The organism is Bradyrhizobium sp. AUGA SZCCT0105, from assembly GCF_018129565.1.
GTDB lineage: Bacteria > Pseudomonadota > Alphaproteobacteria > Rhizobiales > Xanthobacteraceae > Bradyrhizobium.
This window is the reverse complement of the sequence record NZ_JAFCMK010000005.1, coordinates 62,367-81,593: the sequence shown is the minus strand read 5'-3', so window position 1 is coordinate 81,593 and position 19,227 is coordinate 62,367. Positions and strand designations below refer to the sequence as shown.

The following is a 19,227-nucleotide window of genomic DNA, read 5'->3' as shown; positions in this document are numbered from 1 at the left end:
AGTCCCGGGCGCAAGTTTTGCGCGCCCGGGATGACTGTTACAGCCTCACGCCGCGTCGCGATGCGCGGCGATGATCTGGTCGGCGGCGCGGCCCGTCACTTCGGCCATGCGGTCGAACTGGCGGGTGAAGGTGCCGGCGCCGGCGGTGGCGGAGCGCAGCTCGACGATGAGGTCGCCGATCTCGGATTCCGGCATCGTGGCACGGACGCAGTCCCAGCCGCTCCAGCCCTCGCGGGTGTCGAAGCCGAGGATCTGGCCGCGGCGCGCCGACAGGATCGCGTTGATCTTGGCGGTCGCATCGGTCGGACAGACGATCTCGACCATGTGGATCGGCTCCAGCAGCACCGGCTGGCACTGCGGCAGCGCCTCGCTGACGCCGACCCGCGCCGCGGTGCGGAACGCAAGGTCGGAGGAGTCGACGCTGTGATAGGAGCCGTCGGTCAGTGTGACGTCGACGTCGATCACGGGGAAGCCGAGCGGGCCGCGCGTGAGCGCGTCGACCACCCCCTCCTCCACCGCGCCGATATAGTTGCGCGGCACCGCGCCGCCGACCACCTTCTCGTGGAATTCGAAGCCGCTTCCGCGCGGCTTCGGCTTGATGTCGAGCACGACGTCGCCGAACTGGCCGTGGCCGCCGGACTGCTTCTTGTGCCGGCCGCGCTGGGTGACCGCCTTGCGGATGGTCTCCTGATAACCGATCGCCGGCGGATGCGATTTGACGTTGACGCCGTAGCGGTCCTTCAGCCGTTCCTGCGCGACGCGCAGATGCATCTCGCCCTGCCCCCACAGCACGGTGTCGTGGGTGCGCGGGTTCTGGATCATCGTCAGCGACGGATCCTCCTCATTCAGCCGCAGCAGCGCCTGGCCGAGCTTGACGTCGTCCTTGCGGTCGGTCGCGGCGATCGAGATCGACAGCACCGCCGCCACCGGCTCGATCTTGACCAGCGAGGCCGGGGCGGTCTTGCCGCTCGACACCGTATCGCCGGTCTTGATCGCATCGAGCTTGCCGAGCGCGACCGCGTCGCCGGCTTCGGCCTGCGGCCGCTTGCTGTCATGCGTACCCGAGACCGCGAGGATGCCGGAAACCCGCCCGCTCTCGCCGCTCGAGGATTGCAGCGTCGCGCCGTCGTCGAGCCGGCCTGCGAGCACGCGCGCCAGCGACAGCTTGCCGCCGTGCTGCAGATGCACGGTCTTGAACACATAGGCCAGCGCATCCTTCTGGTCCTTGATGCCGAGCCGCGCGGCAGTCTCAGTGACGCCGGGCGCCTCGTGGCGCAGCGCCTTCATCAGGCGGAGCACGCCGTTCTCACGGCTCGCCGCACCAAGCAGCACCGGACAGATCAGCCCTTCGCGCAGTTCGCGCGCGAGATCGTCGAACACGGCATCGCGCGGCGGCTGGATATCCTCCAGCAATTGCTCCATCAGCGCATCGTCGTGATCGGCGAGCTTCTCCAGCATCGAGAAGCGCGCTTCCTTCTCGCGATCGAGATTGCCGCCTTCCAGCGCCATCACCTCCGACGGCTTGTGCTCGCGATAGACGAAGGCGCGCTCCAGCGCGAGATCGACGAAGCCTTCGATCAGATCGCCATTCCAGATCGGGATCTGGCGCAGCACCAGCGGTACGCGCGACGCCGGCTGTAGCGTCGCAAGCGTCTCGCGGACGCGCTTGTTGGCGCGGTCGATCTTGTTCAGGAACAGGAAACGGGGAATCCCGAGCTCCTCGAGCTCGCGCAGGATGATCTGCAGCTGCGGCAGCTTCTTCTCGTCAGCCTCGCAGACCACGACCGCGGCATCGACCGCCGGCAACGCGGCACGCATGTCGTGCGCGAACTCGATCGAGCCGGGACAATCGATAAAGGTGTAGCTGTCCCCCATAAAGGTGGTGGTGGCGGCGGTCAGGCCTACGCCCATCTTGTGTTGACGTGCCTCGGGGCTGGCATCGCCGACGGAAGTTCCGGCATCGACGCTGCCGGCAGTCTTGATGGCGCCAGTACGCGCCAGGATCGCTTCCAGAAGTGTGGTTTTACCGCTTTGGAAAGGGCCCACCAGCGCGATGCACCGTGGACCTCGGGGACTTCTGACGTCTTGTCCCATTGCCGCCTCCTCGTGTTGGAGCTCGGCCCATGATTGGGTCGGCGACCGTTTATGCTCTGCCTGCGTTTGACATTTGGCAAGCGGGAAAACGTCGCTGCGGTGCGGCGTCGCGGAAGTTTGCGACGGCGGAGCTGCGCGCCGTCATTCGCCGGACGATTGCGTCCGATGCATCAGTTCCTTGGCGCAAGTCCCGGCGCAATCTCGCGCCAGCGCTGCACGATGTCGAGCAGGCGCTGCACGGCAGGCGACACATCTTCCTCGCGCCACGCAATCGTGAGCGGAGCCGTCACAACAGGCGCGGCAAGCCGAACGTACGACACGCCGCGACCGGTCTGCGCGCGCGCCGCGCCTTCAGGTACGAGCGACACGCCGACACCGGCGGCGATCAGGCCGATCGCGGTTTGCAGATGTAGAACTTCCTGTGCGAGCCGCGGCGTGAAGCCGGCGGCCTGGCAGGCCGCGACGATCAGGCCGGTAACCGAAGGCTCCGGCTGCGCCGGATAGAGCACGAAGGCATCGTCGGACAGTTCGGCGAGCGCAATGTCGCCTCGCGCCGCGAGGGGATGCGTGCGCGGCAGCGCCGCGACATAGGGCTCATCGAGGATCAGGCGCTGCGCGAGCCCCGCTTCGGGCAACAGCGCCGGGCGTGCGAAGCCGACGTCGATCCGGCACCGCCGCAGCGCCTCGGCAGTCTCCGCCGCCAGCATCTCGTCGAGCACGAGCTCGACATCGGGACAGGCGTCGCGATAGGCGCCGATGATATCGGGCAGGCCGGCAAACATCGCGGAGCCGACGAATCCGATTGCAAGCTTGCCGGCCTGGCCGCGACCGACGCGCCGCGTGTCCGCAACCGCGCTCTCGAAACTTGCGAGCAGCGCGCGTGCACGCTCAAGAAACAGCTCGCCGGCCTCGGTAAGCCTGATCGGACGGCTATTCCGCTGCAGCAGCGTCACGCCGAGTTCGTCCTCGAGCTGACGGATCTGCTGGCTCAGCGGCGGTTGTGCGATATGCAGCCGCTCGGCCGCGCGGGTGAAATTCAATTCCTCGCCGAGCGCCACGAAATATCTGAGGTGTCGCAATTCCATGCCGGCGATATAGCACGGCGGCCGGCGCTTGCAGCCATACGCAATAGCTCTGCTACCGTATCGAACGAGTATTGGACCGGACGCGCGAACGCAGACAGCCTGCGGCAAACCACAGGAAATCGCCATGACGGCACTGGAAAAAGCCTTCGCGGATGCAGCCGCGGCCGGCATCACGCAGCAGAAGATCGAGATCGGCGGCCTGTCCGTCAACGTCGCGCGCTTCGGCAAAGGCCCGCCGCTGCTGCTGCTTCACGGCTGGCCGGAATTCTGGCTGGTGTGGCGTCCGCTGATACTGCGGCTCGGCGACAGTTTCGAGCTGATCGCGCCGGACCTGCGCGGCTGCGGCGACACCGGCAAGCCGGCGCCCGGACCTGACGCGTCCGCCACCGCGGATCGGCATGCGCTGGATATGTTCGCGCTCATGGACGCGCTCGGTCATATCAGCTTCGGCGTGATCGGCGGCGATCTCGGCGCCTATGTCATGCAGGCGATGTCGCATCGTCAGCCGCAGCGGCTGACCGGCACGCTCTATCTCTGCACGCCCTATCCGGGCCTCGGCCAACGCTACGGCGAGCCCGGCCACCTGATCGAGGTCTGGTATCAATACTTCCAGCAGCTGCCATGGGCCGCGCAACTGGTCGGAAGCTCGCGCGAGTCATGCCGGCTCTACTTCCGCCATTTCCTCGACCATTGGTCGGGCGACGATCCCGCCGTATTCGGCGACCTGCTCGAAGCCTATGTCGATAACTTCATGAAGCCGGGCAACATCCAGGGTGGCTTCGACTGGTATCCCTCGTCCGCGCCCAATCGCAGGCTCTGGCTGGAAGGCAGACTGCCGGCGCAGCCGCGCATCGAAATCCCTTCGCGCTTTCTCTGGGGCCGCCGTGATCCGCTGATCGCGCCGGAATGGTCGGACAGGCTGGGGGACTATTGGAGCGAACCTTCGATCAGGTTCGTCGACACCGGGCATTATGTTCACGCCGAGGCGCCCGGGATCGTTGCCGAAGAAGCCCGCGGCTTCTTCGGCAGATTGCAGAACGCCGCGCGCGCGAGTTAGCGGCCGGGACGCAGCTCCAGGCTCTCGAGGCCGGCGGCGATGTTGACGCCGACCTGGCCCTGCACGCTGAGCGGCTGCAGGGCGATCGTGTTGTCGGAGCCGCCGACCAGCACATTGCCGCCGACGCCGACGCCGAGTGTCGCGCTGCCCTGCGCGCCGGCATAATTGCCGGAGAGCGCACCCGGCCCGAGCCGCTCCACCGGTGCGTAGACGCCCCAGGCCAGCGCCGATTCCTGGGTGATGCCGAGATCGATGCCGACCTTTTGGATGGTCGCGATGTAGCGATCCTCAGGCAGGCCATTGGCGCGCAGCACGCAACCGAGATGGGTCACGGAGCCGACGATGAAGCCGACACTCGCGCCACCGCGGCATTCCAGGACGCCGACCTGAACGCGCTGGCTCGGCTGTTGGGCGTCGGCGCCAACGATTGCGGTCAGCGTGGCGATGGCGGCACCGGCGAGGAGAGTGAAGCGACGCATGTTGGGGAGTCTCCGGCTGAGAGGCAATGACGCGAGCAGAGAGCAGAACGGCGCCGTGTCTGTGGCGCCTTTCGCATCCTATGCCACAACATCGATTGTGCAGCCAGAATTTGCGGTGCTCGGCCACCGATTGTTGCAGGATGTGGCGCTATTGCTATGCCCCGCGCCCCCTGCAGAGAATGTCACGCAACCGACAACAAAACGACAGACCGCAAAAAAAGAGGCCCGCTTTCGCGGGCCTCTTTGATCGAACACCGACCAGCTTAGTGGTGGTGATGATGACGGTGGTGACGATGATGCCGGCGCGGACCGGCGGTGCGGACCGGCTCGAGATCGATCCCGGCGATGCCGGCCGCAACGTTGAGGCCGGTCTGGCCCTGCACGCTGATCGGCTGCAGCGCATAGGCGTTGTTCGGGCCGCCGAACAGGAAGTTACCGCCGGCACCAAGGCCGACCGACGCGTTGACGCCGACGCCGCCGTAGCTGCCGGCAAGCGCACCGCGCGGAAGCTGCGTGGTCGGCGCGCTCACGGCCCAGGCGAGCTGGGTCGTCGCGGTGACGCCGAGGTCGACGCCGATCCGCTTCACGGTCGCAACATAAGGCTCAGGACGGCGGCCGCCGCTCTGGAACACGCACTCGAGGCGGGCAACAGAGCCGACGACGAAGCCGACGTTCTCGCCGCCCTGGCATTGCAGAACCCCGGCCTGAACCTGCTGGGGTGCCGCGTTGGCGGTGGCGAACGGCGCCAGCAACGCAAGCGCTGCAAGGGTGAGAGTCGAAAGTCGCATTGGTCTGTCTCCGCAAGGTGAACTGAATTTGTGCGGCGGACAGAATGCAAGGGTCGTGTCCAAAACAAGGCAGTTCGCAAAGACGCCGTAAAAACTTCCCGCGTGTGGCATCGAAGTTCGCGCACACACGCGTGAGATGAGCAGGTTGTGATTTGACTCCGCGATTTTACCGCCGCGCGATCTCAGCACACAAACAGAAACGCTCCCGCACCAGGTGCGGGAGCGTTTCCCAGTTTCTTAGTTCAGACCGATTACCGCAGATTACCGCAGAAGCGCTGGATGCGCTTGCAAGCATCCTCGAGATCCGAGGTCTTGGTGGCGTAGGAGATGCGGAACGCGGGTCCGAGGCCGAACGCCGACCCCTGCACGACCGCGACGCCTTCGCTCTCGAGCAGCTCGGTGACGAACGCCTCGTCGTTGTCGATCACCTTGCCCGAGGGCGCCTTCTTGCCGATCGTACCGGCGCAGGACGGATAGACGTAGAACGCGCCTTCCGGCCGCGGGCACTCGATGCCGTTCGCCTGGTTGAGCATCGACACCACGAGGTCGCGGCGCTCCTTGAACACCTTGTTGTTCGCGGCGATGAAGTCCTGCGGACCGTTGAGCGCCTCGACCGACGCCCACTGCGCGATCGACGACGGGTTCGAGGTCGACTGCGACTGGATCGTCGCCATCGCCTTGATCAGCTGCGCCGGGCCGCCGGCATAGCCGATGCGCCAGCCGGTCATGCAGTAGGCCTTCGACACGCCGTTCACGGTCAGCGTGCGCTCGTAAAGGCTCGGCTCGACCTGCGCGGCCGTGGTGAAGACGAAGTCGTCATAAACGAGGTGCTCGTACATGTCGTCGGTCATCACCCAGACATGCGGATGCTTGACCAGCACGTCGGTGATCGCCTTGAGCTCGCTCCGAGTATAGGCCGAGCCGGTCGGGTTCGACGGCGAGCACAGGATCACCCACTTGGTCTTCGGCGTGATCGCCTTCTCGAGATCTTCCGGGCGCAGCTTGAAGCCGGTCGAGGCCGGGCAAACCACCGGCACCGACTCGCCGCCGGCGAGCGCAACCATTTCGGGATAGCTGACCCAATACGGCGCCGGGATGATCACCTCGTCGCCCGGATTGATGGTCGCCATCAGCGCATTGTAGAGCACCTGCTTGCCGCCGGTGCCGACGATGATCTGGTTCGGCTTGTAGCTCAGGCCGTTCTCGCGCGAGAACTTGTTGATGATGGCTTCCTTGAGCTCCGGAATGCCGCCGACATCGGTGTACTTGGTCTTGCCGGCCTCGATCGCGTGGATCGCAGCCAGCTTGATGTTGGCAGGCGTGTCGAAGTCAGGCTCGCCGGCGCCGAGGCCGATGACGTTGCGGCCCGCGGCTTTCAGCGCGCGTGCTTTGTCCGTGACCGCGATCGTCGCGGACGGCTTCACACGGTCGAGCGCAGCGGACAGGAAGGCCATTATCATCTCCTGGCAAACGTCGTGAGCCGTTGGGCCACGACTTGATTTGAATGGGATCGCGGCACCCTAGGCCTGTCGCCGCTGCATCGCAAGAAGCTTGGCGGTTAAGCACGAAAACTTTCCCGCATGGCTCGCAACACGCGCAATATTCCGCAAGTTCCGGCCCCAAATGACTCATATCCGGCAAGTCCGCTGATGGCCGCTCCAGCCTTGCCGGCAAGGCCTGCGGCCGCGTGCGCCGGCGCGGATTGCTCCGAGGACAATTGCCGTGCGGCGCTTGCCAGATGGTGCCGACGGCGGGCGGTCCGTTGCAGCCGGTGGGCACATCGCGCGATCGGGATGGCGCGTTAACGTTTGTGAATTGCCGCGCGCCAGCCAAGGTATCGATGGCATCGACCGGCACCGTGCACAGTGTCGCGCAGCCGTGATCCGAGTTGTTCTGCCGTGTTGATGGAATCGTTCTGCACGCGTGCAGTGCGGTAGACGTTTCGACTTTTTCCACGTTCCAGGGCTTGCGACGCACCCCTGTCGGCATCATTGTTTAGCGGCATTGCGGTGTGACAGGCCGCGCAATTTTCAAGCGTACCGTCTCAGACCAAGTGAACCTGTGAACCCCGACGCAATGTACAAGCTCTATTCGATGCAGCGCTCCGGCAACAGCTACAAGGTCCGGCTGGCGCTTGCGGTGCTGAACACGCCATACCAGGCGATCGAGATCGACATCCTGCGCGGCGAGAGCCGCACCCCGGACTTCCTGGCCAAGAATCCGAGCGGCCAGGTGCCGTTGCTCGAGGTCGCCGAAGGCCGCCATCTCGCCGAGTCCAACGCCATCCTCTGGTACGTCGCGATCGGCACGCCGCTGGCGCCGGAGTCGCGGATCGAGCGCGCCGAGGCGCTGCAATGGATGTTCTTCGAGCAGCACGCGCTGGAGCCGAATATCGGCGCCGCCTATTTCTGGCTGTCGCTGGTCAAGGGCGGGCGCGACCTGCAGACGCACGCGCTCGAGGACTGGATGGAGCGCGGCTATGCGGCGCTGCAGGTGATGGAAAATCACCTCAAGGGGCACGCCTTTTTCGCGGCCGAACAGTTCACGGTCGCCGACATCGCCCTCTACGGCTACACCCACGTCGCCGACCGCTGCGACTTCGACCTGGCCACCTTCCCGTCGATCCGCGCCTGGCTGAAACGGGTCGAGCAGACCCCCGGATTTGTCTCGATGGATTGGCAGCCTGGTGCCGGGGCCGAGCCTCAGGCCCGCCTTGTGGCAGGCGTTTGAACAACCGGTCTGAATTCCGGGAATAGCGGGGAAACTGCCCAAATAACGGGCAAAACCCCCGTTGAGGCCGCATTTTCGCCGTTTTCGGGGGACCTCGCCGCCGCAATGTTGCCGGTGACGCTGGGCAGATTCGCTCGGATGTCGCGAGTGATTCGCTCGCGGCTTGAGGGATTTACACCATGAAACGGTGGTCCGGCACGGCAGGCTTCCATGGCCGCCCTGCCCCAGTGGCATCATCCCGCCTGACGAACGCGATCGCCGCGTCGCTCGCGCTTGGCGCACTGACGCTGTGCCTGGTCGTCGCCGTGACGCTGCTGGCGAGCAACATCAGCATGGCGACATCGATCCCGGCGTAATCCAGCAATTCCATTTGGCACCTGATCCGCGGCAAGGCGCGGGAGACACAGCGGCGCGACATGATGAAGACCCCCGTGGGACTTGTGACTGTGACGCTGTCGGCGGCGATCCTGCTCGCGGCATCGCTCCTGATCGTGACCGGCACGCAGGGCGAAGACCGTGCGCACCCCGCGCATGTTACGGCGCCGGCCGCCAAGCCGGCTCCGCACCGCTAGCGCGAACGCGCTAGCTCCATTTGTGGAAGATGAAGAACGCGCCGGCGGCGATGAAGGCGAAGCCGAGCGCGTGATTCCAGCCCAGCGGCTCCTTCAGATACAACACCGAGAAGCCGGCGAACACGACCAGCGTGATCACCTCCTGCATGGTCTTGAGCTGCGCCGCGCTATAGACCGCGCTGCCCCAGCGATTGGCCGGCACCGCCAGCCAGTATTCGAAGAAGGCGATGCCCCAGCTCACCATGATCACAAGGGGGAGCGAATGATCCTTGAACTTGAGATGGCCGTACCAGGCGAAGGTCATGAAGACGTTCGAGGCAAACAGCATCAGGATCGGCAGCAGCGAAGGCGAAATGGCGGGCATCGATGTCCTCTTTCAAGCAAAGCACGCGGTAACCCGCAGGCCCGGAACCGGGTTCCATGGCGATCTGCATATCATTTGATTTGAAAGCAGCGAAAGCTGGTTCGGCCCGCGCAAGGCCGGCTTAACGGTCGGGACGAAAATCCCGGCGCCGTTGCGGAGCTGTCGTCAAACTACCGCTTTATCGTTCGTTTGACAGATAGCGAGAACGCGCATGCGGTTTGATTGGCGTGCCATTTCAGGTCCGGCCCTGACGGCGATCACGGCGCTCGCCGCCTTCCTCATCGATCGCCTCGTTGTCGCCGTCCCCAATCCGGCGCCGCTGTTCGTCTGCATCGTGGCGCTAGCCAGCTCGATCAGTGGCATCAGCTCCGGGCTGACCTCCGCCGCGATCGCGGTGGCCGCCTCGGCGCTGTTCTTCCTTGACCATCGCGCGCTGCCCGGCTACGACGCCGCCGACGTCGCGCGGATGCTGATGCTGGCCGCGACCGCGGCCGGCACCGCCCTGATCACCGGAATGCTGCGGCAGAAGTGGATCGACGCCTTTGCCGCGGACCAGCAGCATCACGCCACCTCGGCGCGGCTCGCCGCCGCGCTCGACCAGGTCGACATCGGCATCGTGCTGCTCGACGCCGACACCCGCGCCGAATTCATCAACCGCGCCTTCCGCGAATATTTCGCGCTCTCCGATGCGCAGGCCGACAGCAAGCCGCCGTTCGTCGCGCTGATGTATCATGGCCGCGACACCGGCGCCTACGAATTGCCGGAAGACGAGCTGAGCGCGTTCATCGCCGAGCGCATCGCGATGATGCGATCGGGCGATTCCACGCCGATCAACCTCAATCTCGCCGACGGCCAGGTGCTGCGCTTCAGCTGCACGGCGCTGCCGGACGGGGGCCGCATGCTGAGCTACACGCCGGTGACCGACCTCGTGCGGCACACCGACGATCCGGCCAAGGCCGACGAATATCGCGCGCAGCGCGCCGGGCGCGAACGCCATCTGGCGCGGCTGCTGCGCGCCGCCGAATGAGGCGCGACCACGTCGGCAATTGATCCCGCGAGATAGCGACGGTAGAACCTTCGCGAGCGATGCGCAGACATCGTGCAACGCGGGATCATCCAGGGTTCGTTCATGTCCGACGACGTCACCATCCGCTTCGTCACGCGCGACGATTACGCCCAGTGGCTTCCTCTGTGGGACGGCTACAACGCCTTCTATGAACGGTCCGGACCGACCGCGCTCGCGCCCGAGATCACCGCGATGACGTGGCAGCGCTTCTTCGATGCCTACGAGCCGATGCCTGCGCTGGTCGCCGACGCCGGCGGCACGTTGCTCGGTCTGACGCACTATCTGTTTCACCGCTCGACCACGGCGATCGCGCCCACCTGCTATCTGCAGGATCTCTTCACCAGCCAGGCCGCGCGCGGCAAGGGCGTCGGCCGCGCCTTGATCAACGGCGTCTACGCGCAGGCGAAACTCGTCGGTTCGCCGCGCGTCTACTGGCAGACGCACGAGACCAATCACACCGCGATGCAGCTTTATGACAAGGTCGCGGACAAGCCCGGCTTCGTCATCTATCGCAAGATCATCTGAGCGCGCCTGCGCGGCCTGTGGATGGAATGGAGATGTCACCGGCGCGTTACAAAGCCCGGCTAGGCTTCCGCGTGCGTAAGATCAGGCCCCCCGTCTCAGATCTTCGCCCCGAGCGGTCCCCGTCAGTCGCCGCGTCTGACCGGGACCGCTTTTTTTGTGACACTGCCGTCCGTGATAGGTGCCATGCGTGATCGGCGGTAGGGCGGCACCTTGCCGCCCGTCGGCGTGCTTGTCACAATGCGCGGCATCCCTCGCCTATCCCACAGGATTGTCTCATGGAAATTCGTAATCTCGGCGGCTCCGGCCTGCGCGTGTCCGCGGTCGGCATCGGCTGCAACAATTTCGGCCAGCGCACCGATCTGGAGACCTCACGCAAGGTGATCCACAAGGCGATCGATCTCGGCATCACGCTGTTCGACACCGCCGACATCTATGCGGGCATGGGCGGCTCGGAGACCGTGCTCGGCACCGTGCTGGGCGATCGCCGCAAGGACATCGTGCTCGCCACCAAATTCTCCAAGCCGATGGCGACCGACGGCACCAAGCAGGGCGCCTCGCGGCGCTACATCATGTCCGCGGTCGAAGCGAGCCTCACCCGCCTGAAGACCGACTACATCGATCTCTACCAGCAGCACGATTACGATCCGCTGACCCCGATCGATGAGACGCTGCGCGCGCTCGACGATCTCGTGCGCCAGGGCAAGGTGCGCTACATCGGCAACTCGAACTTCCCGGCATGGCGGATCGCGGAGGCGGAATACGTCGCGCGCGAGCTGAACGTGAACCGCTTCGTGTCCTGCCAGGACGAATACAGCCTCGTGGTGCGCGGCATCGAGAAGGACCTGTTGCCGGCGGCTCAAGCATACAATCTCGGCCTGCTGCCGTTCTTCCCGCTCGCCAGCGGGCTGTTGACCGGCAAATATCAGCGCGGCACTGCGGCGCCCGCTGACACCCGCTTCGCCAAGGCGCCGGCCTTGAAAGATCGCTACGTCACGCCGCGCAACGAGGACATCGTCGAGCAGCTGCAGGCCTTCGCGCAGGCGCGTGGCCACACCATGCTCGAACTCGCCTTCTCCTGGCTCGCCGCCCGCCCGCAAGTCGCAAGCGTCATCGCCGGCGCGACGCGCGTCGAACAGGTCGAGCAGAACGTGAAAGCGATCAGCTGGAAGCTGAGTGCGGAGGAGATGGCGGAGATCGACCGGATTACGAAGTAGCCCTCGCTGTCGTCCCTGCGAAAGCAGGGACCCATAACCACAGGATTGGGTTGTTGAGGCGCGCTGTGGCCCCCGCATCGCGCAACGTTCAACATTCGTGGTTATGGGTCCCGGCTCGCGCTTCGCTTGGCCGGGACGACGCCGTGGTTGTGGCGAGTGCTATGCCACCAATCCCTTCATCGGCTTCACCGGGGCGCTGTCCGGGAACACGGCATCGGCCAGCACGCGCTCGCCGAGGCCGAACTGGTCGTGCAGCACGCCCTTGATCACGGCGCGCAGGTCGGCGGTCGGGGCGAGGTCGCGGGCCTGGTAGAGATTGGCCGGCTTCAGCCCCGGCCAGTCGGTGATCATGCGGCCGCCATTGACTGCGCCGCCGGCGAGCAGCGCGATGGTGCCGGTGCCGTGGTCGGTGCCCTCGGTGCCGTTGATGCGGGCGGTGCGGCCGAACTCGGTGGCGACCACGATCACGGTGTCGCGCCAGCGCGCGCCGAGGCCGCTCTGAAATTCCGCCAGCGCGCCGTCGAGACCGCCGAGCAGTTGCGCGAGCCGGCCAACCGGGCCGCCTTCATTGGCATGGGTATCCCAGCCGTCGAAAGCGAGCGCGCCGATCCGTGGACCGTCATCCGCCGCCATCAGCTTGGCGGCGCCGCGCGCCACCAGCCGCATCGCCGCCACGCCACCTGCGCCGGGCTGCGGTTTCATCTCGTTGCCCTGCGCCTGCTTCTCGAGCTGCAAGCCTTGCGTCAGCGCGCTCGCCAGCGTCGGATCGCGATGCTGGTAGAGATCGAGCAGCCGCATCGCGGTGTCGTCGGCGGCCTGCGGCAGCGCGGTCGGCGCCCAGCCGACGGTCGGCGCTGCGCCGCGCAACACCAGCGGCGTGGTCGGCCCGACCGCGAGCGCGCTCGTCACCCGCTCGCCCTTTGGCAATGCTTCGAGCGCGCGGTTGAGCCAGCCGGACTGCACGCGCCCGGGACCTGGGAAGCCGCTCTCCAGCACATCCTGGCCGTCGAAATGCGAGCGGTCGCGATAGGACGTCGCAACCGCATGAACCACCGCGGCCTGCTTGGCGCGATACATCCGCGCGAATTCCGGCATCGCCGGATGCAGGCCGAAGAAGGGATCGAGCATCACCGCCGCGTTCGGCCCATCGGCTTTCAGCGCGATCGCGCCGTGCAGTCCGGCATAATCCGGGTCGCCGATCGGGGCTACGGTGGCAAGACCATCGAGCGCGCCGCGCAGGATGATGGTGACGAAGCGCGGATCGCGGCCATCGGCGGCGCGCGCGAATTTCGGCAAATAGGCCCAGGCGGCAAAGGAAGCGCCGCCGAGCAGCAGCGTGCGCCGCGACGTCGCCTGCAGCATCAGGCTCTCGGAGCAATCCATGATCATCTCCTCTGGAATTCCGGCGACATCAGCAGCAGCGCCAGCGCCTGCTGCCGCGATTCCGCGCGCTCGATGGTGCGCCGCGTCTCGACCGAAGCGGCATCGGCGGCGATCAACTCGAGCAGGTCGCGCGGGTCGAACCGGTCGGCGAGCTGGGAGCCAAGCTGCGCCGAGATGTCGAGCCTGAGCTTGATGCCCTCAGGCGCCGCCCAGGCCGCAGCGGTATCCGGAAAGCCGTTCGGCCCGGCCGGCGACCACAGCGGCTGGCCGAGCACGTTGAGACCGTTGAGATAGCGGCCCGGATCCTCCGGATTGCGCGCCAGCAGTCGGCCGGAGGCGAGCAGGAATTCATAAGGCGAGCGCATTTTCGCCAGCGGCGCCTGCCAAGCTTCATTCGACTGGACGAGCGCGGTGGCCAGCGCCCTGAGATCGCCGTCCGTTCTGGTGAAGGTGTCCTGCAGCTTCGCCACCAGTGCCGGCGGCGGATCGTCGGCAACGAAATGGCGGGCGAACTTGGTCGCGATGAATTTCGCGGTCGAGGGATGCCGCGCGATGTCGGACAGCACGGCCTCGCCCTGCGCGAGGCCGGCCTGGGCATAGGTCTTGCCCAGCACCTGCTGCGGCCCGGGCTGATGCGCATTGGCGTTGAACACGAAGCTGCCGGGCGCACCGAGCTGGCCGCGGCGGCCGGCAAAGGTCCAGCCGGTGATCACACGCGCCAGCGACGTGACGTCGTCCTGGGTGTAGCCGCCGCCGACGCCGAGCGTATGCAGCTCCATGATCTCGCGCGCCAGATTCTCGTTGAGGCCGCGGTTGCGGTTGATGCCGGCGCGCGACTCGGGGCCGAGCGATTGCTGGTTGTCGAGGAAGAACAGCATCGCCGGATGCTGCTCGACGGTCTTCAGCATGTCACCGAAGCGGCCGAGCACGTGCGGGCGGATCGCCTCGCGTTCGAACGAGCCGGCCCACATCCGCGCCAGCGCGCCCTTGTTGGCCGAGATGCAGAAGTGGTTGGACCAGAACACCACGAGCCGCTCGACGAAGCCGCAATCGGCGACCACGCCGCGTTGCAGCCGCGCCAGCGCCTCGGCGCGGAACGTCTTCTGGATGATGTTGAGCGGCTGCGCCGGCGGCTTGGGCGGACCGGCCACCGTCTGCATCGTCGGAGGCTGCATCGTCGCGGACGGCGTCATCGTCGCATTGGCGCTGTCGGCGGCCTGCGGCTGCATCGCCGGATCCTTGCCGGCGATCTCCTTCGCGGCAGTCGACAGCGACAGATTGCGCCGCGGTTGCGGCTTCGCGTCGGATCCCTGCGGCGGCGTCTCGCTCGCGCCCTGCTGCGCGGCCTTCGCGGCATTGCGCGCCTGCTGGATCTCGAACTGATAGTCGAACACCTGCTTGCCGAGCTCCGGCGTCGAGAGCAGGCCCGGCACTTCGAGCAGCGCGCCGTTCGGACGCATCAGTTCCGCCAGCACGAATCCGCGCGGATCGGAGGCCGCGTTGATGAAGTCGCCGGCCGCCCCGCCACGGGCGCCAAATCCAAACCGGTTGAGAGCAACCAGCGCGGCTTGTGAATCACGGGCCATCAGAATTCCCTTAACGGCCTATCCCGGCTATATCTCTTGCCCAGCATCATAGCGCGGCCCGGGATGAACCCGAGATTAATTCGCGCATTAAATCGTGGTTAGAATGGACCTCTCGTCACACGATCGTTCCGAACCAGCATCGCCGCGCCGGCTTGCCTGCACGGCATGCGGCAGCGAATTCTCCTGCTCGCTCACGGGACCGTGCTGGTGTTCCGACGAAAGCTTTCGCCTGCCGATGCCGACCGACAGCAGCGACTGCCTCTGCCCCGCATGCTTGCGGAAGCTGGCGGAACAGCAAGCCGCGGCGGGCGCCAAGTGACCGCACCCTGGACCGTCGACGCCGTCCTGCTCGACATGGACGGCACGCTGCTCGACACCGAGAAAGTCTATTTCGACAGCCTGGTCGCGGCGCTGAATACGTGCGGCTATACCGACGGCGTCGGCGCGCTGTGCCATTCCATGGTCGGGCTTCCCGGCCCGGTCTGCGAAGCGATGCTGCGCGATCATTACGGCGCGACGTTTCCGCTCGACGAGGTCAATCGCGCCTTCATCGTCACCCGCGATCGCATGTTTGACGCCGGCCTGCCGCTCAAGCCCGGCACGCTCGCGCTGCTCGACGGCCTTGCCGCCGCCGACCGCCGGACCGCGATCGTGACCTCGTCATCCCGCCGCACGGCCGAGCGTCATCTCACGCTCGCCGGCATCCGCGACCGCTTCGACACGCTGCTGACGCTTGACGACGTGACCCACGGCAAGCCGGACCCGGAGCTCTATCTGAAGGCGGCCGCGCGCCTCGACGTGACGCCGGCGGCCTGCATCGCGGTGGAAGACTCCAACCACGGCGTCACGGCCGCCCATGCCGCCGGCGCCATCACGCTGATGGTGCCCGACATGGCGCCGCCGACCGACGAGACCCGCGCGAAATGCGCAGCCGTGCTGCCGGACCTCAACGCGGTGCTGGCGCTGCTGCAGGCGCGCGGCGCGCTTTAACCGTCGTTGCGAGCGAAGCGAAGCAATCCATCGTCCCGCATATGCGGAGCGATCATGAGTGTGCATCATGGCCTCAATTGCGTTACGGTTCAGATGCAGCAGGATAACCTCCGACTTTCGACTACGCCTTGTATGCGAGCGACATTTTCGATGATCAAGCGCGGCCTGTCAGTCTTCGATCCGCCTAACGACCTGCTCGACACCTCTGGGGTGACGCCCAAGCTGGGTGAAGGCGAGCGTGTTCTCTGGGTTGGCACGCCGGGATGGCTCAGCAGCTTCTTCTGCACAGCCTCATTTGTAACGGCGGGCGCTCTCGTTTTGGCGCTTATCGCCTACCACGGGATTTACTCACTAACGCCAGAACAATATGCCATTGATGGGCTCGTCAGAAAGCGGTGGATAGTTGTCGATGCATTGGTCTTTTTTGCTTTCATACCTCAACTGATAGCGCTGCGCATGGGCGGAGCTTTTGTTTACATTCTCACAACAAAGCGAATGATGGTCAGAGTAGACCAGACAAGGTTACTCGTCAGATTATTCAGGTACTTCAAAAGCGTCGTAGATGCGGATGGCTTCGCCGCATATGATTTGAGATACCTCAACGGTGCCCGCGTCTATGCCGGCTTGTGGAGCTACGGAAACGTAAGCGTCCGGTACACCGTCGGCTCATTAGGCGAAGTCAGGGGCGACTTGAGCACATATGAGTCCAAGCCATTCTTTTTTCGTGACCGCCAGTACGTGAAGGTATTCCGTCGCGCGCTTGCCTGCCTTCATTTGGCCGAGACGTTTTGCAACGTGTACTTCGGGATCAAGGATGTAGGCAGGCTTGGTGATGTTCTGAATGATCAATGCGCGGCTCGTCTTGAGCGCATCGCTCCCCGGCAACCTTAGCGAGACCGAACATCAAACGGCGAAAAGCGCGGTGGCCAATCCTAACTCCGTCTACGCCCCGGCTTCGCCATCGCCATCTCGATCAGCGTGCGCGCGGCCTCGCCGGCGGTCTCCATGTAGCTCGCGTCGCGATGCAGCAGCACGACGGCGAATGAGCCGTCCAGCAGCAGCAGGATCTGCCGCGCCAGCTTGAGCGGATCGGCGATCCCCTGCTCCGTGAAGGTTGCGCGCAGCCAGTCTTCGAACTTCTTCTTGTGCGCGGCGCCGATCCGGATCGCGGGATGTCCGGGCATGTTGGCGAGCTCGGCCGAGGTGCGCAGGAAGCCGCAGCCCTTCCATTTCGGATGCCGCGCCGAGCGTGCGAGGTTCCGGAAGATCGCCTCGACCTTCATCGGCAGTCCGCCCTCGGCCTCCGCGAACCATTTGCGGAACAGCGCGAGATTGGGCTGGTCGCGTGCGGCAAGATAGGCGGCGACCAAATCGTCCTTGCTCTTGAAGTGATAATACAGCGTGCGCTTGGTGAGGCCGGCCTTGGCGGCCACCTCGTCGACGCTGACGCGGCGGATTCCTTCACTGTAGAACAGCGAATTCGCCGCCTGGACGATGCGCTCGCGGGTGGGTTCGGAGGGTCTGGGCATCCGTCGTATGTATACTCACCAGTGAATATACACAAATTCCGCCAGCCTCTAGGTTCGGCCCACGAACCCCCATGCCGGAGACTGCGCCATGCCCGACCCCATCCTGCTCGCCATCGACGACGGGATCGCCCTGATCACCCTGAACCGTCCCGCGCAGCTCAACGCGCTCAATTACCAGCTGATCGATCAGCTGATGGCGGCGCTCGACCGCATCGAGGGCGACGCCGAAGTGCGCGCCGTGATCCTGACCGGCGCCGGCGAGCGCGCGTTTTCGGCGGGCGCCGACATCAAGGAGTTTTCCGAGAGCGTCAAACAGGGCGCCGCGGTCGCAGTGCGCGACTTCGTCCGCCGCGGCCAGGCCATGACCGCGCGGCTGGAGGCGTTCAAGAAGCCCGTCATCGCCGCGGTCAACGGGCTCGCCTTCGGCGGCGGCTGCGAGATCACCGAGGCGGTGCATCTCGCTGTTGCCAGCGACCGTGCGCTGTTTGCAAAACCCGAGATCAAGCTCGGCATGCCGCCGACCTTCGGCGGCACGCAGCGGCTGCCCCGGCTGGCGGGCCGCAAGCGTGCCTTCGAGCTGCTGCTCGCGGGTGATCCGTTCCCGCCCGAACACGCGCGCGAGATCGGGCTGATCAACCTGATCGTGCCGCACGATCAACTGCTGACCGCCGCGCGCGAGCTCGCCGGCCGCATCACCAGGCATTCGCCCGGTGCCGTCGCCGGCACCATCACCGCGGCGACGCGCGGGCTCAACATGCCGATTGCGGAAGGCCTGCTGGTCGAGAGCGAGCAATTCGCCGCGCTGGTGCCGAGCCACGATCTCGCCGAGGGGCTCGCGGCGTGGAAGGAGCGGCGGCCGGCGAAGTATGTCGGGGCGTAGCGTGCTCGTTCCTCATCCGTCATTGCGAGGAGCAAAGCGACGAAGCAATCCATCCATCCGTTATGCCGAGATATGGATTGCTTCGCTGCGCTCGCAATGACGGGGAGAGATCTTCGCCCTACCGTACCACCGCCGCGGTCTGTCCGAACAGCAGCTTGCGCTCTTCCTCGGTGCGGATCGCGGGCTGGCCGAAATTCGGATTGACCTCCTTCGCCTTGGCATAGGCGCGCTCGGTCGCCGGGCGCTTGCCGATGGTCTCCAGCCAGCGCTTCAGATGCGGGAAGTCGTCGATCTCCTGGCCCTGGTTCTTGTAGGGCACTACCCAGGGATAGCTTGCCATATCCGCTATCGAATAGTCGCCGGCGATGAATTCGCGGTCGGCGAGCCGCTTGTTGAGCACGCCGTAGAGCCGGTTGGTCTCGTTGACATAGCGATCGATCGCGTAAGGCAGCTTCTCGACCGCGTAGTTGCGGAAGTGATGGTTCTGCCCGGCCATCGGCCCGAGCCCGCCCATCTGCCAGAACGTCCACTGGATCGCGTCATAACGGCCGTAGAGATCCGCAGGCAGAAATTTTCCGGTCTTCTCGGCGAGATAGAGCAGGATCGCACCGGACTCGAACAGAGAGATCGGCTTGCCACCGCCCTTCGGCGCGTGATCGACGATCGCCGGAATGCGGTTGTTAGGCGCGACCTGCAGGAAATCCGGCCTGAACTGATCGCCCTTGCCGATATTCACCGGGAAAACCTTGTATTCCAGTCCGGTCTCTTCGAGGAACATCGTGATCTTGTGGCCGTTCGGCGTGGACCAGTAGTGGAGATCGATCATGGGCGAGATCCTGCATTTCCAGGGATTGCTGACGCATCGGCGAGAAGGATGCGAATGCA

At 65.5% G+C, this 19,227-nt stretch carries 20 protein-coding genes; 10 read left to right on the top strand and 10 right to left on the bottom strand.

Annotated elements, in window-relative coordinates:
* Positions 1-45 precede the first annotated feature (45 nt).
* The gene (locus JQ573_RS23405; protein ID WP_212316210.1) at positions 46-2,094 is read right to left on the bottom strand and encodes an elongation factor G; all 2,049 of its coding nucleotides are present in this window, start codon (positions 2,092-2,094) and stop codon (positions 46-48) included.
* Positions 2,095-2,264: 170 nt separating this feature from the next.
* Complete coding sequence (locus JQ573_RS23400; protein WP_212316211.1) at positions 2,265-3,179, bottom strand: LysR substrate-binding domain-containing protein; 915 nt, start codon at positions 3,177-3,179, stop codon at positions 2,265-2,267.
* A 124-nt stretch (positions 3,180-3,303) separates the two neighbouring features.
* On the opposite strand from JQ573_RS23400, the gene JQ573_RS23395 reads away from it, so the two are divergent.
* On the top strand, positions 3,304-4,236 hold the full coding sequence (locus JQ573_RS23395; RefSeq protein ID WP_212316212.1) for an alpha/beta fold hydrolase: 933 nt from the start codon (positions 3,304-3,306) through the stop codon (positions 4,234-4,236).
* On the opposite strand, the gene JQ573_RS23390 is transcribed toward JQ573_RS23395, so the two are convergent.
* From JQ573_RS23390 to JQ573_RS23380, 3 genes are all read right to left on the bottom strand, one after another.
* Entirely contained in the window at positions 4,233-4,715 is a 483-nt protein-coding gene (locus JQ573_RS23390) for a DUF992 domain-containing protein (RefSeq protein ID WP_097673135.1), read from the bottom strand. The two genes, JQ573_RS23395 and JQ573_RS23390, sit on opposite strands and share 4 nt — an antisense overlap.
* A 263-nt stretch (positions 4,716-4,978) precedes the next feature.
* Positions 4,979-5,503, bottom strand: a complete 525-nt coding sequence (locus JQ573_RS23385) for a DUF992 domain-containing protein (RefSeq protein WP_212316213.1) — start codon at positions 5,501-5,503, stop codon at positions 4,979-4,981.
* A gap of 251 nt (positions 5,504-5,754) precedes the next feature.
* Positions 5,755-6,957 carry a pyridoxal phosphate-dependent aminotransferase gene (locus tag JQ573_RS23380; protein ID WP_097673133.1) on the bottom strand — a complete coding sequence of 401 codons (1,203 nt, stop codon included), beginning with the start codon at positions 6,955-6,957 and terminating at the stop codon, positions 5,755-5,757.
* A 622-nt stretch (positions 6,958-7,579) separates the two neighbouring features.
* Between JQ573_RS23380 and JQ573_RS23375 the strand changes: the two genes are divergently transcribed.
* From JQ573_RS23375 to JQ573_RS23365, 3 genes are all read left to right on the top strand, one after another.
* A complete protein-coding gene (locus tag JQ573_RS23375; RefSeq protein WP_092117422.1) occupies positions 7,580-8,233 on the top strand; it encodes a glutathione S-transferase family protein in 654 nt (217 codons plus the stop codon).
* 179 nt (positions 8,234-8,412) lie between these two features.
* Positions 8,413-8,589, top strand: a complete 177-nt coding sequence (locus tag JQ573_RS23370; RefSeq protein WP_173640895.1) for a hypothetical protein — start codon at positions 8,413-8,415, stop codon at positions 8,587-8,589.
* A gap of 75 nt (positions 8,590-8,664) precedes the next feature.
* Complete coding sequence (locus JQ573_RS23365) at positions 8,665-8,805, top strand: hypothetical protein (RefSeq protein ID WP_212316522.1); 141 nt, start codon at positions 8,665-8,667, stop codon at positions 8,803-8,805.
* A gap of 10 nt (positions 8,806-8,815) precedes the next feature.
* Here JQ573_RS23365 and JQ573_RS23360 read toward each other — a convergent pair whose 3' ends face one another.
* Complete coding sequence (locus tag JQ573_RS23360) at positions 8,816-9,169, bottom strand: DMT family protein (RefSeq protein ID WP_212016991.1); 354 nt, start codon at positions 9,167-9,169, stop codon at positions 8,816-8,818.
* Positions 9,170-9,380: 211 nt separating this feature from the next.
* On the opposite strand from JQ573_RS23360, the gene JQ573_RS23355 reads away from it, so the two are divergent.
* The 3 genes from JQ573_RS23355 to JQ573_RS23345 all read left to right on the top strand — a co-directional run bounded on the left by JQ573_RS23355 (position 9,381) and on the right by JQ573_RS23345 (position 11,974).
* The gene (locus JQ573_RS23355; protein ID WP_212316215.1) at positions 9,381-10,196 is read left to right on the top strand and encodes a PAS-domain containing protein; all 816 of its coding nucleotides are present in this window, start codon (positions 9,381-9,383) and stop codon (positions 10,194-10,196) included.
* A 102-nt stretch (positions 10,197-10,298) separates the two neighbouring features.
* Positions 10,299-10,760, top strand: coding sequence for a GNAT family N-acetyltransferase (locus tag JQ573_RS23350; RefSeq protein ID WP_212316217.1), 462 nt, complete (start codon positions 10,299-10,301; stop codon positions 10,758-10,760).
* A gap of 275 nt (positions 10,761-11,035) precedes the next feature.
* Positions 11,036-11,974 (top strand): aldo/keto reductase, encoded by a 939-nt coding sequence (locus JQ573_RS23345; protein WP_212316219.1) that lies wholly within the window; start codon positions 11,036-11,038, stop codon positions 11,972-11,974.
* A gap of 159 nt (positions 11,975-12,133) precedes the next feature.
* On the opposite strand, the gene JQ573_RS23340 is transcribed toward JQ573_RS23345, so the two are convergent.
* Complete coding sequence (locus JQ573_RS23340; RefSeq protein ID WP_212316221.1) at positions 12,134-13,363, bottom strand: DUF1501 domain-containing protein; 1,230 nt, start codon at positions 13,361-13,363, stop codon at positions 12,134-12,136.
* Complete coding sequence (locus JQ573_RS23335; protein WP_212316222.1) at positions 13,360-14,943, bottom strand: DUF1800 domain-containing protein; 1,584 nt, start codon at positions 14,941-14,943, stop codon at positions 13,360-13,362. Before JQ573_RS23335 ends, JQ573_RS23340 begins: the two co-directional genes overlap by 4 nt.
* 315 nt (positions 14,944-15,258) lie before the next feature.
* On the opposite strand from JQ573_RS23335, the gene JQ573_RS23330 reads away from it, so the two are divergent.
* Both JQ573_RS23330 and JQ573_RS23325 read left to right on the top strand, forming a co-directional pair.
* Positions 15,259-15,933, top strand: coding sequence for an HAD family phosphatase (locus JQ573_RS23330; RefSeq protein WP_212316224.1), 675 nt, complete (start codon positions 15,259-15,261; stop codon positions 15,931-15,933).
* 150 nt (positions 15,934-16,083) lie between these two features.
* Positions 16,084-16,824: a hypothetical protein gene (locus JQ573_RS23325; protein ID WP_212316226.1), complete on the top strand. Its 741-nt coding sequence runs from the start codon at positions 16,084-16,086 to the stop codon at positions 16,822-16,824.
* Between the two features lie 41 nt (positions 16,825-16,865).
* On the opposite strand, the gene JQ573_RS23320 is transcribed toward JQ573_RS23325, so the two are convergent.
* Positions 16,866-17,462, bottom strand: coding sequence for a TetR/AcrR family transcriptional regulator (locus tag JQ573_RS23320; RefSeq protein WP_212316228.1), 597 nt, complete (start codon positions 17,460-17,462; stop codon positions 16,866-16,868).
* An 88-nt stretch (positions 17,463-17,550) separates the two neighbouring features.
* Here JQ573_RS23320 and JQ573_RS23315 point away from each other — a divergent pair, with 88 nt between their 5' ends.
* Positions 17,551-18,342, top strand: coding sequence for a crotonase/enoyl-CoA hydratase family protein (locus JQ573_RS23315; protein WP_212316230.1), 792 nt, complete (start codon positions 17,551-17,553; stop codon positions 18,340-18,342).
* 118 nt (positions 18,343-18,460) lie between these two features.
* Here JQ573_RS23315 and JQ573_RS23310 read toward each other — a convergent pair whose 3' ends face one another.
* A complete protein-coding gene (locus JQ573_RS23310; RefSeq protein WP_212316232.1) occupies positions 18,461-19,168 on the bottom strand; it encodes a glutathione S-transferase N-terminal domain-containing protein in 708 nt (235 codons plus the stop codon).
* Between the last annotated feature and the right edge of the window lie 59 nt (positions 19,169-19,227).

Coding starts and splice junctions, on each gene's coding strand:
- JQ573_RS23405 (WP_212316210.1), bottom strand. CDS start 2,094: ATGGGACAAGACGTCAGAAGTCCCCGAGGTCCACGGTGCATCGCGCTG.
- JQ573_RS23400 (WP_212316211.1), bottom strand. CDS start 3,179: ATGGAATTGCGACACCTCAGATATTTCGTGGCGCTCGGCGAGGAATTG.
- JQ573_RS23395 (WP_212316212.1), top strand. CDS start 3,304: ATGACGGCACTGGAAAAAGCCTTCGCGGATGCAGCCGCGGCCGGCATC.
- JQ573_RS23390 (WP_097673135.1), bottom strand. CDS start 4,715: ATGCGTCGCTTCACTCTCCTCGCCGGTGCCGCCATCGCCACGCTGACC.
- JQ573_RS23385 (WP_212316213.1), bottom strand. CDS start 5,503: ATGCGACTTTCGACTCTCACCCTTGCAGCGCTTGCGTTGCTGGCGCCG.
- JQ573_RS23380 (WP_097673133.1), bottom strand. CDS start 6,957: ATGGCCTTCCTGTCCGCTGCGCTCGACCGTGTGAAGCCGTCCGCGACG.
- JQ573_RS23375 (WP_092117422.1), top strand. CDS start 7,580: ATGTACAAGCTCTATTCGATGCAGCGCTCCGGCAACAGCTACAAGGTC.
- JQ573_RS23370 (WP_173640895.1), top strand. CDS start 8,413: ATGAAACGGTGGTCCGGCACGGCAGGCTTCCATGGCCGCCCTGCCCCA.
- JQ573_RS23360 (WP_212016991.1), bottom strand. CDS start 9,169: ATGCCCGCCATTTCGCCTTCGCTGCTGCCGATCCTGATGCTGTTTGCC.
- JQ573_RS23355 (WP_212316215.1), top strand. CDS start 9,381: ATGCGGTTTGATTGGCGTGCCATTTCAGGTCCGGCCCTGACGGCGATC.
- JQ573_RS23350 (WP_212316217.1), top strand. CDS start 10,299: ATGTCCGACGACGTCACCATCCGCTTCGTCACGCGCGACGATTACGCC.
- JQ573_RS23345 (WP_212316219.1), top strand. CDS start 11,036: ATGGAAATTCGTAATCTCGGCGGCTCCGGCCTGCGCGTGTCCGCGGTC.
- JQ573_RS23340 (WP_212316221.1), bottom strand. CDS start 13,363: ATGATCATGGATTGCTCCGAGAGCCTGATGCTGCAGGCGACGTCGCGG.
- JQ573_RS23335 (WP_212316222.1), bottom strand. CDS start 14,943: ATGGCCCGTGATTCACAAGCCGCGCTGGTTGCTCTCAACCGGTTTGGA.
- JQ573_RS23325 (WP_212316226.1), top strand. CDS start 16,084: ATGATCAAGCGCGGCCTGTCAGTCTTCGATCCGCCTAACGACCTGCTC.
- JQ573_RS23320 (WP_212316228.1), bottom strand. CDS start 17,462: ATGCCCAGACCCTCCGAACCCACCCGCGAGCGCATCGTCCAGGCGGCG.
- JQ573_RS23315 (WP_212316230.1), top strand. CDS start 17,551: ATGCCCGACCCCATCCTGCTCGCCATCGACGACGGGATCGCCCTGATC.
- JQ573_RS23310 (WP_212316232.1), bottom strand. CDS start 19,168: ATGATCGATCTCCACTACTGGTCCACGCCGAACGGCCACAAGATCACG.